The sequence below is a fragment of the Vreelandella sp. ssv genome, from assembly GCF_059448525.1.
The window spans coordinates 3496280-3509845 of record NZ_CM182545.1 but is presented as its reverse complement, the minus strand read 5'-3'; the positions used below and the strand labels follow the sequence as shown (position 1 = coordinate 3509845).

8 protein-coding genes are annotated in these 13566 nt (G+C 54.8%); all 8 read left to right on the top strand.

What is annotated here, in order from left to right:
• Positions 1-9: 9 nt before the first annotated feature.
• The 8 genes from tssA to AC5TBW_RS15945 all read left to right on the top strand — a co-directional run bounded on the left by tssA (position 10) and on the right by AC5TBW_RS15945 (position 13544).
• On the top strand, positions 10-1503 hold the full coding sequence (gene tssA / locus AC5TBW_RS15980; RefSeq protein WP_495509502.1) for a type VI secretion system protein TssA: 1494 nt from the start codon (positions 10-12) through the stop codon (positions 1501-1503).
• 79 nt (positions 1504-1582) lie between these two features.
• Positions 1583-5188 carry a type VI secretion system membrane subunit TssM gene (gene tssM / locus AC5TBW_RS15975; RefSeq protein ID WP_495509501.1) on the top strand — a complete coding sequence of 1202 codons (3606 nt, stop codon included), beginning with the start codon at positions 1583-1585 and terminating at the stop codon, positions 5186-5188.
• Positions 5172-5759: a GNAT family N-acetyltransferase gene (locus AC5TBW_RS15970; RefSeq protein WP_495509500.1), complete on the top strand. Its 588-nt coding sequence runs from the start codon at positions 5172-5174 to the stop codon at positions 5757-5759. Before tssM ends, AC5TBW_RS15970 begins: the two co-directional genes overlap by 17 nt.
• A gap of 41 nt (positions 5760-5800) precedes the next feature.
• Positions 5801-6694 carry a type VI secretion system PAAR protein gene (locus tag AC5TBW_RS15965; protein WP_495509499.1) on the top strand — a complete coding sequence of 298 codons (894 nt, stop codon included), beginning with the start codon at positions 5801-5803 and terminating at the stop codon, positions 6692-6694.
• On the top strand, positions 6688-7227 hold the full coding sequence (locus tag AC5TBW_RS15960) for a hypothetical protein (protein ID WP_495509498.1): 540 nt from the start codon (positions 6688-6690) through the stop codon (positions 7225-7227). Before AC5TBW_RS15965 ends, AC5TBW_RS15960 begins: the two co-directional genes overlap by 7 nt.
• Positions 7228-7231: 4 nt before the next feature.
• Entirely contained in the window at positions 7232-9268 is a 2037-nt protein-coding gene (locus AC5TBW_RS15955; RefSeq protein WP_495509497.1) for a type VI secretion system Vgr family protein, read from the top strand.
• Positions 9269-10201: a DUF4123 domain-containing protein gene (locus tag AC5TBW_RS15950; protein ID WP_495509496.1), complete on the top strand. Its 933-nt coding sequence runs from the start codon at positions 9269-9271 to the stop codon at positions 10199-10201. It abuts the gene before it with no gap.
• Positions 10194-13544, top strand: a complete 3351-nt coding sequence (locus AC5TBW_RS15945; RefSeq protein ID WP_495509495.1) for a T6SS effector BTH_I2691 family protein — start codon at positions 10194-10196, stop codon at positions 13542-13544. The genes AC5TBW_RS15950 and AC5TBW_RS15945 overlap by 8 nt, the downstream gene beginning before the upstream one ends.
• Positions 13545-13566 lie beyond the last annotated feature (22 nt).

Below are 13566 nucleotides of genomic sequence, written 5' to 3'. Positions count from 1 at the left end.
GAGAACACTATGCGTATTACCGCTGAAGCTCATCTTGACCCATTATTGGCACCGCTGGCCGGTAACGAACATGACCACCCGGTGGGTGAGCCACTAGAAGAGACGAACGACTATCTGGCACTTGATGCTGAAATGATGAAAGTCGGCTCGTTGCAACACGCTAATGTCGCCTGGGAAACCGCTGAAACACTGGCTATTCAAATGCTTAGTCAGCGTGGCAAAGACTTGAAAGTGTTAGGTCATTTACTGCACTGCCTACAACACGATGGTAACGGTGTGCGCTTTGCACTCTCCCTGCGCTTACTTCGGCGCGCGTTGGGGCAGCCCTGGTGGGAACATGCTTACCCATTTAATGGCCCGCGTGGTGTCAAGCTGCGCCCAAGGCTATTTCAGCAATTTACCCAGCGAAGTGTGAAGCTCGCCGCCGGGCTTGATTTCCATAACGCTGAAGATGAGTACGAGGCCTGCCAAACCGCGCTCACTGAGCTACAGGCACGAGTAGAGCAGGATGCGCTACCCGGAGACGCGCTGAATGAATTGCAGCGTCAACTAGTGGCCCAGCGTCCAGTTCCCTCGTCCTCTTCAGGGAGTGTCAATAAACCTCCCCAGCCGGAGGGTAGCAATGCAGCAACCGCTAGTCATGAGGCGTCTCAAATACCCCCAGCCCAGGCTTCCGCCCAGGCGCCTGCGAAAGTGCCAGAGCTGCGTTTAGAAGCGGGCAATGAGCGCTCTAATCGTCAGGCACTGCTCAAAATGGCCGATTTTTTGAGTGAGCAGTCACCAGGCGAGCCTCTCGCCTATCGCCTTCGCCGCTATGCAGTCTGGAGCGCAATACAAGCGCTACCCGCGGCTAAAGCGGAGGCGGACGCCCTACGAAAAACAGAGTTAGCGCCGGTCTCGGCAGACCGGATTGCCGATTATCGCGAAGCACTTGCACGTGGCGGTGACAGCGAACTCTGGCAGCGGATTGAGAATAGCCTGGCGGTTAGCCCTTACTGGTTAGAGGGACATCGACTCAGCGCAGGGTTGGCCAAGCAGCTGGGGCACTCGCGTTGTGCGGAGGCGATTCGTGATGAAGCACAACGGTTTGTTGAGCGGCTGCCAGGTATTGAAGCGCTGACATTCAACAATGGAGCAAGGTTTGTCGACGATGAAACACAGCGTTGGCTATATAGCAGTGCATCAGGGGGCAGCGGCGGAGATAGCCATGGTAGCGATGCATGGCAGATGGGCCTTGAAGAGGCTCGCGAAGAGGTAGGAAAGGGGGATATTGGCGCAGCGTTAAAGGTACTTGATCAAGGCTTAAGCGCTGCCCGCTCACCCCGTGAAAACGCCTATTGGCGATTAGCTAGCGCCGATCTATTACAGGAAGCCGGGCTGGAAAGCATCGCGCAGCAGCACTATCACACCCTGCATCGCAGCGTAGCTGAGCTGGCGCTAGAGCAGTGGGAGCCTGCGCTGGTATCACGCCTTAAAGCAGCGGTTAAAGAGACGCACTCATAATGTTCATCATTAAAGGGACGAGGGACAAAGACTAATGTGGTCAACATTAAAATCAAAGCTAAGCCGTTGGGTGCCAGGCATGTCGCGGGCACAATCAGCTCAAAACCGTGCTCAGGCGCATGGTAATAAGGCCAAAGGGTTATTGCGGCTCTCAACGTTGCTATGGGCTGTACTGCTCATCGGACTACTCGTCGCGATTTGGTGGTGGGGGCCCAGTTGGCAAGTGCGTGGTGTTATGCCCCTTGCCCCTTTAACGAATCGCCTGTTAGCTACGCTGGTGGTCGTTACTTTAATTGCCGTGGTATGGGGTGTTCGTTTAGCACGTCGACTGCGGGCGTTGGATGACGAACGTCAGCAAGAAGATGCACGCCAACAAGACCCGATTATGTCGCAAGTTGAGCGTCAGGAAGCCTCTCTTAATAACGTATTAAGCGAAATCACTGAGAGCCTGGGTGGTGGTCATAGTAGCCGATACCGTTTGCCCTGGTATCTGGTCATGGGAGTCGAAAACGCGGGCAAAACCAGCCTGATTAATCGCTCTGGTCAAAACTTTGCGCTTACCCATGTTATGAAGGCTTCTGGCCAAAGCAGCAAGCAAGGGCAGCTGGGTTTTGACTGGTGGATTGGTGATAAAGCCGTATTGATCGACCCTGATGGGGAGCTGCTGACGCAAGGTGCCATGGAGGGGGGCGAGCCCCAGGCGTTGCAAAGCAGGCTTTGGGGTCACTTTGTTGATTGGTTAGAGCGCAACCGTGCCCAGCGACCGCTGGATGGCGTAGTGCTGGTGCTAGATCTTGCCCGTTTGAGCCATGCCCAAGTGGCGGTGCGTAAGGGCTATGCGGCGCTGCTACGCAGCCGTTTACGAGAGTTGATGGAGCGTCACGGCACCCGGCTGCCGGTATATGTCACGTTCAGCAAAATGGACTTGCTGCACGGCTTTGATGATTTCTTTCGACATTACTCCCGTGAGGCTCGTCGCGCACCGCTTGGGTTTACCTTTAGCCCGGCGTCCATGGAAACGCCAGGTAAGTGGGAGTCAGAGTTTGAGACCGACTACGACGCCATGCTGGCGCGCTTGAATCAGCTGTTACCGACGATGTTGTCGGAATGTCGTGACCGCGAAGAGCGTGAATCTGTGTTCCGCTTTGTGCGTCAGTTGGCAGGGCTACGCGATGTACTGTTCGGCTTCTTGACCGAGGCATTATCAAGTGACCGCTTCTCGACCGCCGCGATGGTTCGAGGCGCCTACTTTACGTCCGTGTATCAGCAAGGCGTTCCTGAAGATCCCTTTGTCGATGCCGCTGCTCGTCGCTATGGCATGGATGACAGTGTTCAGCCTGCTCACCGAGCGACCCGCAGCGCGCTCTACTTCACCGAAGAATTATTTGAGAAAGTCATTTACCCCGAAGCAGGGCTGGCGGGTGATAACGCCAGAGTTACCCAGCGCCGACGCCGGGCCCGCAATATCAGCCTAGCCGCGTGCTTGATTATGGGCATAGGGTTGGTAGGAGGCTGGTCACACTTTTATCAAAAAAACAGCGTCTCCCTGGCCGCTGTCGAAGAGCGTGCAGAAACGTTTTTAGCTACCCAGCCTGAGGCTTTCCAAAGCGATGACCCCAGTGGCTATGAGTTTTTAGAGCCTCTGGACAGGTTGCGCTATGCGCTAGAAACGTTCTCCGAATACCGCACGCACACGCCTTATCTGGCGGATATGGGGTTGTATCAGGGCCATATCATTGGTGCTCAGATTGAGCGCGCTTACCTCGCCATGCTTGAGCATCAATTCCTGCCTGCCTTGATGATCGGCGTTATGGACGATATGAATCGCGCCGAAGAGGGCAGCAACGAGAAACTGGCGCTACTGCGTGTGCTGCGCATGATGTCGGATGCCAGCGGCCGTCAGCCAGAGCGGGTAGAGCGCTTCATGGCTCAGCGCTGGCAAGGCTATTTTCCCCAGCAGGGCGAGGTTCAAGAGCGCCTCTTAACCCATCTGGACTATGCCTTGGCGCATAGCGATATAGAGGGACATATTGCTGAAGGGCAGCAGCTCCCCGCCCAGGCGATGGCCCCCATTCGTGGCAGCTTGAACGCTGCGCAAGAAGAGCTTTCGCGCCAACCGATTGATGAGCGTGTTTATGCCGCCCTAAAAGCTGCCGGTAGCCGTCAAGGCAATCCGCTTGATCTGCGCCGCAGCGTAGGTACGTTGTTCGATACGGTGTTTATGGCGCGTAATGATGACCCTGAGCATGTTCGTTTGCCCCACTTGGTCACGCGAGATGGCTTTGAAAACTACTTTTTACAGGAGCTCGAGCGGGCCACAGAGCTGGCATTGATTGATGTATGGGTACTGGGTCAGCGCGATAATATCAATTTTAGTGAGGCCGATAAGCAGCAGTTGCAAACAGCGCTGCGCGAGCATTATGTCAGTGACTACCATGTCAGTTGGCGCGATGCCCTGCGGGATACCCAACTGGTTCCTCTTCCAGATATCCATCAGGCCATCGTGGTGGCCGATGCCTTGGTGGGGTCACAGCGACCGCTTGATCGGCTGTTGGCAGCCGTTGAGCGCAATACCAGCCTCTATCCTGAACTACCCGTTGATGATGAGCAGGCGCGCAAAGCGCTGCAACAGTCCCAGCGTTACCAGCTTGCACTCGCCATTGAGCAGCCTTTCACGCCGATTAATCAGCTCAGCCAGGAGCGTAACGACAATCCCTCTTCACTAGAGGAGATCAAAACCGCGGTAACGGCGTTGCGTGACTACTTGCTTGAGATTGAAGAGTCGAGCGATGCCGGGCGTGCGGCTTTCATCAATGTACGAGACCGGCTCTCGCTACGCGGTGATGACCCGATCTATAACCTACAGCGCATCGCGGACAACACCCCCGAGCCGGTAGGTAGCATGTTGCATGACTTGGCCAATCAGAGCTGGCAACTGATGATGGCGAGTGCAACGCGCCACTTGGAGCACCGCTGGTTGGACGACGTCGTCGCGCCTTATCAAGAGCGCTTGGCGGGCCGTTATCCGCTCGCCCCCGGTGCCAGTCGTGAAGTGGCGTTGAGCGACTTTGAAGATTTTTTTGCCCCAGAAGGTACGTTAGATGCCTTTTATGAAGAGAGCTTAAAACCCTTTATTGAAGGCGCCCCGGAGTACTTAGTGGATGCCGAGGGTAATTCACTGTTGCGCGATAGCCTGCACACGGCCATACAGCAGGCCGAACAGATCCGTCGCGCCTACTTTAGCCGCGATGGCGCTTTGGATGTGGAGTTTGCCCTTGAGCCGGTTAGCCTAAGCCCCGATAAGCGGCGCAGTGTCATTAGCGTGGATGGCCAACTGATCGAATACGCTCATAGCGTCAGTCAACGTGTGTCGATGATTTGGCCGAATACACTGCGCGGTGGAACGGAAAGCCGCGTCACCATGGTGCCCAGTGAGATTAATCGCTCTCCCCGCAGTGTGAGCCAAGATGGCCCCTGGGCGTGGTTCCGTTTATTGGAACAGGCCGATATCACCAGTATTAGTGAACGAGAACTTGAACTGCGCTTCAACGTAGACGGCGGCACGATGCGCTATCGCCTGTTTGCCAGCGGCGCGCCGAACCCATTTACGCGACCACTGGCGTCAGGATTTCAGCTGCCGTCAGCACTTTACGCGGAGCGAGGTGGCAATGCTGACCAAACTTAAGCGGCTATTTACCTCAGGCTCGCCCCAACCCACTGCCCGCCAGAAACGTCAGGGGAGAAAACGCTCCCCTCCGTTAGAAGACGCGCGCGGAGAGGATATCGATAGTTTTATCGAGGCCGTCTACCGCGCCGATGCGAAGGGGCATTCTCCTTGGGTACTCCGGGACAGCAGCGTACTGGAAACCCTGCGCCGGGCGCTGGAATTCACCGTTCATCGTGGCCTGTGGCTACAGCGTGAAGAGGGTCAGGTCGCCCACTGGCAGGGGCGTTTGTTGGCCCTCCGCCATGGGGAAGGGCCGCCGCTCGGCATGGTGCTCGCCTGTCGGCCAGATGATGAAGCAGCTTGGCAACTGCGGTTTTTCTACATCGGTCAGGAGTGGAAAGGCAGTGGTCACGGCACACGGCTGCTGATGGCGGTGCGCCGCAGCCTTAATGGGGTGCCGCTGCAAATACGCCTGCCACTCGCCTGCCACTCGGCCATTGATAGTCTTGAAGCGGCAGGGTTTAACCGTCAATTCGTAGACGCTTTTGATGTGGCCAGCTATGAAGCGCCCGCCAAGTGGGATGAATAGGTGGGACGAGTAAGCGGAACCGCAATAAAGGAGTATTAACAATGAGCCAGAAGTTTGTACTCGTGGGTGATATGGGCACCGACCACGATGGCTTTCCAGCCACGCCCGTTACCGCAGGCAGCGGCACCGTGATGATGGACGGCAAACCGGTTGCCCGGGTGGGTGACCCCCTGGCGCCGCATGACAAGCCCAACCACTCAACGCACCCCCGTGCCATCGCGCAGGGATCAGGCTCTATTTTAATTGACGGCAAACCAGCCGCACTCACGGGCCACGCAGTGGATTGCGGCGGTGTAGTGATTGGCTCTGGTTCAGGGGAGGGTGGGGAAATATCTGGGGCTGGTGGCGCTCCTGCAATGTCATTTATGGCTTCCATGGTTTCTGCCGTACATTCTAATGAACCTGAGTCGGTAAAAAATGATTTCTCTCCACCTGCTAGTTCGTCGGCTTTGAGTGAAGCGGGTAAAGCGTGGCTGAAAGATGTTGAAAGGCTGCGCTTGATGCCTTACGACGATCAAACAGGCGAAGAAATATCCCGGTGGGTACCCGGAGCAACGATTGGCTATGGTCATCTTATTGCACAACCAGAATGGCCAATCTATCAAAATGGAATTACCGCAGAGCAAGCTGATCAAGTTTTTGAGGATGACTTAGCGCCGTTCGTCGACATAGTAAACCGCACTATTAACGTTCCGCTTGAACCTCACCAATTTGATGCTGCTGTTATGCTGGCTTATAACACTGGAATTAATAGTTTTAGCTCATCATCAGCAGCTAAGTTAATAAATGATCCTCAGGCGGTAACACCTTACCCTTCTCTTGAAGAAGCATGGAAGGCATGGAATATATCCCAAGGTAAAGTGAATCAAGGCTTGATAAATCGAAGAGCTGAAGAGTGGGAAATGTTTTCAAAAGGAGTGTATGAGCGATGGTGAATGCATTTAAATCATACTTGCTGTTGTTAGCTTTATTCTTTTCATTTTCAGCTTTTGCAGAAAATGCTGATTGTAATGAGTCGCTTGAGCGGATTTATGGTGATTATACTTTAGAGGATATCGAACGCTATCGAGGTGGTTTAACGAGTAGAAGTGAGGCATTAAATCGGTTGAATATGAATATATCCGTAAAGAAAAATGAGTTCTTATTTTGGGATGGGGTGGTTTATCAAGATCCAATTTATGAAATAAAAGAGCATAATATAATGAGTGAAGAGGGCCATGTTCCTGACTCTTCTGAGCTATACGGCAACTTTTACGGTTACGGGCTAGAAAGAGAAAAAATTATAACAATGAGTGTTCATAGCCAAGTAGAAAGCGAACTTTCATATATGTTTGAAGTAGTGGAGAGCGAACTATGGTTGTTTTTAGATGGGTGGTTTTATCGTTTCATGAAAACATCACCTAACAATAGTGATCTCTCTTTTAGTCATAGCACCGACTCCATCTTAGATAACGATATTAGGGGATGATTTTATGACTGGTCTGCAATTCACCCTAACACTCCCCGGTGTTGAGGATATCGCGGTGATCGATTTCACCCACCGCGAAGCGCTTTCCCAACCCTTTGAACTGGTGCTTAACCTTGCCAGCCGCGATGGTAGCCTGGACGCGGCAGAGCTGCTGGATCGTGAGGCGGAACTGACTATCTGGCAGGATGGCGAACCGCTGCGCCGAGTGCACGGTATCGTGAGCGAGTTTGGCCAGGGCGACCGCGGCCATCGCCGCACCTTCTACTCGCTGGTGCTACGGCCAGCGCTCTGGCGGCTTTCGCTGCGTCAGAACTCGCGTATTTTCCAAAAGGTCGACCCGCTCACCATCATTAATACCCTGTGCGATGAGCGGGGTATTACCGATGTAGGGTTTGCGGTCAATCGCGGGCTTGCCGAGCGTGAGTACTGCGTCCAGTACCGTGAAACCGACCTCACCTTTATCGAGCGCCTGGCCGCGGAAGAGGGCCTGTTTTACTTCCATGAATTTGCAGAGGGTAGCCATCGGCTGATCTTCGCCGATGACCCACAGGTACTAACCAACCTCGGCGAACGCACTTACCACAGCCGTGCAGGCGGTACCGCGCCCAGCCGCCATGTGCGCAAACTTCGCCACATTGCCCGCGTTGCGACCGCGTCCGCCACGCTGAAAGACTATAGCTTTAAAAACCCGGCCTATGCGCAGTTGCATGACCACCTAGGTCGCGACGTAGAAGTCCATGGCCAAAACGCGGACTACGAACACTACGACTACCCTGGCCGCTACAAGCAGGACGCCTCCGGTAAACCGTTTACCCGTATTCGCTTGGAGCAGCTACGTTGTGAAGCGCTCACCGCCAACGCCGAAAGTGACCTGCCCGAACTCGCCCCAGGCCTGCGCTTCGCCCTGACCGATCATGACACTGAGAGCCTCAACCGTGATTGGCAGGCCATTGAAGTGGTCCACCACGGCGAGCAACCCCAGGCGCTGGAAGAAGACGGCATGACGCAAGGTGATGCTAACGGTATGACCCGCTACCACAACCAGGTCACGCTGATCCCCGGTGATGCCCCCTGGCGAGCAACGCCGAATCCCAAACCCCGCGTCGATGGCCCCCAAGTGGCCTTTGTGGTCGGCCCCGAAGGCGAAGAAATTCACTGCGACGAGCACGGCCGGGTCAAAATACAGTTCCCGTGGGATCGCTATGCAGAGCCTAATGACACGGCGAGCTGCTGGGTACGCGTCGCCCAAGGCTGGGCAGGTGGTGGCTACGGCAGTATCGCCATCCCGCGTATCGGCCATGAAGTGATTATCTCGTTTCTGGAAGGTGATCCCGATCAACCGCTGGTGACCGGGCGCACCTATCATGCCGTGAACACCGCGCCTTACCCGCTGCCGGAACACAAAACCCGCACCGTCATCCGCACCCAGAGTCACAAGGCCGAAGGCTTCAACGAACTGCGCTTCGAAGACGAAGCGGGGGAGGAGCAGATCTGGCTCCACGCTCAGAAAGACCTGGAGCTGCTGACGCTGAATGACCGCACCGAAGAGATCCAGCACGACAGCCACCTGAAGGTACATAACGACCGCATCAGTGAGATCGATAACGACGATCACCATACGGTGCATAACAACCGTCATACCCAGGTAGACGGCGACGACCACCTGATGATCGACGGCACTCGCCATGAAAAAATCGGCCAAGCGCAGCTACTGGAAGCCGGACAGGAGGTTCATCACAAAGCGGGCATGAAGGTAGTGATTGAAGCCGGTGCGGAAATCACCCTAAAAGCAGGCGGCAGCTTCCTCAAGATCGACCCCAGCGGCGTCACCATCGTGGGCCCGCAGGTCAAGATCAACTCTGGGGGGAGTCCCGGCTCGGGTAGTGGGCAGGCGGCACAGGGGCCGCAGTTGCCGGGACATGCAGAGGCAGAAAGCCATCACATAGTTCCGCCCATTAACCGTCCAGCTCAGCTTAAAACCCTGCTCAAAGCGCCTGCCCACTGTGAGATTTGTGAAGATTTGAGCCAGGGAAATAGCTAGATGGATCTCCCTCAGGCAATAACACATGCATTAGTGGATGGCGTACGTTATCCCAATGCACTCAAACGCTTGTATAGCCGCGATGACATTGAGGATATCGAGCCACTCTATCTGATGACCCGTTGGTCGTCGTTAGCCGAGCAGGGGCCGATACTGGTTCGTCTTAAGAGCGGTTATCTGGCGGATGAAGCGCATGCTGACGACGATAAACTGTATCGTTCGCTTTCATTGCTGAATAGCCAAACAAGTACGGTCGAGTTGAGTAAGCACCTCGGTCAGTTTGTGACTTTTAAGGGGAAAGGGGAGCAAGAGCAGCTTTTTCGTTTTGCTGACCCGCTTGTCACGAGGCATTGGCTGACTAGCTACGGAAACGCTCTACCGGCAGAGCTTATGGGGCCCATCGACACATGGTGGGTGGCAGATTGGGCGCCTAAATGGGCACCGCCACGCCCACTGGTGTGGCAAATGTTTCGCTCTCACCTTAGCCAAGCATCAACAACGCCGTTACCGGGAAGTTTCTTTCCTCCGATGGGAAGCGCCCAGTTAACGGCTCTTGATGCAGTAGAACGCTGGCAGCTCAAGGAGCGCCTAACAGATTACTTCAAAGAGCATATGGCCGAGGCATGGCAGCAGCTTTCTATTGAGGTGCGTGGTTTATGGCTTGAAGAACGTTTAGACGATGCCATCGCCTGGGGGGCTAACACGGAACGCCAGCTCGCTATTTGGCTCAGCTTGAGCCTGCGTTGGGGCGAAAACTTCATGGCAGCTAGCGACGGTTTATATGCCCAATGGGTGATGCAAGTGCCCGAACACAAATCGCTTTCAAGGCAAGATCAGCTTTATGCGTTAGATGTTTGGAGTCGAACTCAAGAAACGGCGTCGGATGGCATCGCTCAAGCATCACTATTAAAAGACGAGAACACTTATGGATAATACGGATGCTCAGTCCCAGGCACGCGATGCCACCTTTGACGAAACGCCCATTGGTGGCGGTGTTTGTCCTTTACTGATTGATGTCACCCTTTTTCCTGTGCGCTATGCCGTTGATGAAGCGCCTGATCATGCGGGTGCGCCAGCTCCTCACCCTATTGCAGAGCAGTGGCAAGGGCCTGGTTACCCTTCGATTGAAACCCGCAGCTATACGCTCAGGCAACTACGCGATGGGTGGCTCTATGTTTGGGTAGAGGAAGAAAGCGAACAGCGGGTTGATGAGTATCGTGTGGAAGGAGCAACGTTCAATGGTGAACCTCATCTTACCTACTCAACATGCACCCCCATAGCGCTGGCCTACTCCTCGGTGCAGTGGACCGAGCGTATTCAGCAGCACATGTTGGAAGACGCCCAAGCACGCCAACGCATTATGCGCCCAGTGAATTTAATGGACGCGATGAGCGCCTCTTCAGGCGGAGCACCCTTCTCTTCCCACGTAGGCCCCTTAACTCAACTCGCTGAGCATGTGGCGGACATAACGCCCATTGGAGCCGTAGACAGCTTTAACAGTACCACCGTCTCGACCGTTGAGAGAGAAGAAACGATGGAAGACAGTGACGGCGGCGAAGAAGGCATTTACCCGCTGCTCGCAGTAAAACCTGAAATCACCCAGGACAGCGTACTCGCCGCCGTTGAAAAGCACGATGAAGCGCTTTTTGTGGCCCTGGATGACGATTTAGGGATTGTTAACGACCTCGCCATGGCGCTTATTGGCCGCGAAATCGAGCTTGAGGCCTTCCTGGATGAACACGGGCATCGATTAGAGATGGCGTCGGTCACGCAACTCTTATGCGGCCCTGACGATAGCGAATTACCCGAAGATATACGTGACGATCCAGAGCGGCGTCGGCAGGCGCAGGAACTACTTCAGCAGCGGTTGGAAGCCCTGGAGGCCCAGGAACTGTCGAGCGCCGTTAACCGCGGCTCTCCCTTTGGGCACCAGGGCTCTATCCTACAGCGCCATCATGAAGACCGGCTTGAAACGATCGATTCCAATTTAGCCGCCATGGGGATCGAGCCGCCAAGCCGGGAAGACTTGGAGGCATGGAAAAGCAAACGTCCATGGCGAGATGATGTGTATTATGACGAGGCTGTCGATTTTCTTGCCACGTATGAACCCAGGCTAGAACGGTTACGCAACCATGCGCATACCAGCCTTAGCGATATCATCGTCTGGCTTGAACGGTTACCTGCTCATGCAGAAGAGCTCTTTTATGACAACTGTGATGAAGTACAAAGTCAGTGCCTAATGGAGTTCGTCGCTTTAATTGCCGACGCCGTTGGGGCCAGTGAGAAGGGGCGTGAATGGTTAACCCGCACCTTCCGTGAGCGCGATACGCTGGTTGGCACCGGCCCATTTAACTTTTCTCCCGTGTTGGCAGATGCACTGGATCTAGTGGCGGCTCAGTGGCTGGCATCCGGTGACCCAGATGATCAAGCGCTAAGCATCGAGCTGGGTGATGTGTTGAATGTCGGCAATGTAGCTGTAAACCTTGACACTGTTCTGGGTTACCAACATGTTCAGCAGTCGGCCGTTTTTCAAGCGCTGGCAACTCCCGTCAAAGACGCCTTCTCCGTACTCAAAAAAGTCGCTGCTGAGGCGGGCAAGGCGAGTTGGCAGTCCATCGCCTATCATGCGCTTCCCGCCGCCGGAGCAGGTGCCCACGTCGCATCGAAGCAGTTAGCCAGAAACCTCTCGATCACCATGGTGGTGGCCTTCGTTCATCCTGACAATGACGGCCTGTATTTAGAACGAGACGACGCCGTGCGCACAAAGCATCGCCGCTGGCGACGCGATATGCAACGCTTGTCGCACTCCAAGGCGCAGCTCACAGGAAGGTTAAGCCTACCTATGTCGCCTGGTGGGCGCGCCAGTATTCATCGCGATATTACCCAGCTTGAGCAGGAGCAACGCGTGCTAGCGTTAAACGAGCCGAAACGCTTCAACGTTGGAGGTGGCACTCAAGCCAATGCCGCTGTACTGGCCGACCTTGGTTTTGGTGAACTGCGTGAACAGCATCGACAACTGCTTGGCCGCGTGGCGACAAATGCGGCAGCGGCACGCCAGCGCATGCAGCGCTGGGTCAATGCCCGTGGCATAGGGGGGCTACCGTTATTGATAGCGGCGATTAACTTGGCCAATGTGACCAATACCCTGCTAGATGCGGAAAAAGATGGCGTTGACCGTGAAGAGATGACCACCCTTGCCAGCCAAGCAAGTTACGCCACCGCCGCGGTGATGTCGCTGTGGGTAATGCCCTACTGGCAGCGGCATGCCAATAGCTTAGTGCCGTTACGTGGTCCAATGACAAGCATTACTGGTGCGAGTATCTCAACCTGGAAAGCGGCAAAACAATCTAATGTTGCTAGGATTGCTGGCAAACTCGCAAGTCGCGTTGCCGGTTTAGCCGCTTTTGCGGCGATTGGGGCGGGGGTTGAATCTTGGCAGATATGGCAGCAGCGCAAAAACTCAACAAACATGGATGAACGACAAGCGCTGACAGCAAAATTTCTGATGACGACAATCATGACAGGTATTGGCGGTGCACAATTGTTTGGCGCGGCAGCTAGTCGTTGGTTTGCCTTTGGCTGGATAATGGCACCCTGGGCGGGGTGGGCAATGCTGACTTTAAGTGTTGGTTATCTGTTGTTTTCGGTGTTGGCAGAAAACTACCGTCGTGAAGGGGTGCGCTTATGGCTCTATCAAAGTACTTGGGGTAAAGCTAAGAAGTGGACGTGCAGTGATGATGACAATAGCGCAGAACTGCGTGCCTTGAATGAGGCGCTGCTTGAACCTTCACTCAAGCTAACCCCCGTTACCACTCTGGGAGCTGAGTTCGACACCTCCCGCACATTGTCACCCTATTCTCCTGGTAGACGCGTTCCCATCGTACAAGGCTACTGGGCACAGCTAGCTCTACCCGCCAGCTTGTCGGGGGAAACCATCACGATCTCGGAGCGATTGGCCGCAGGGGCTTGGGTGCCTTCGGATAGCTTTCAAACCACACCACCAGAAGTACCACGGCAACTGCAAGAGTCTGTTTCCTACAACGCAGATGATCCGCTACGGGTATGGCAGGCGTGGTTGCCGGTGGATCAGCTACCCGAAGATCAACCATTCCTGGTGGAAGTCATCTATGAGGAAGCGATCTACAGCGATAGCCAAGGAGGGTTGCGCTTTCCTTTCTATCAAGCAACGCCCAGCCAAGGGAATATCGAGATCGATAAACGCTACCGTCACACAGACAACTCAGCAAGCTTACCTCTGACGTTGCCTTCTGCCTGATTGATAAAAGAGAGTATTCACC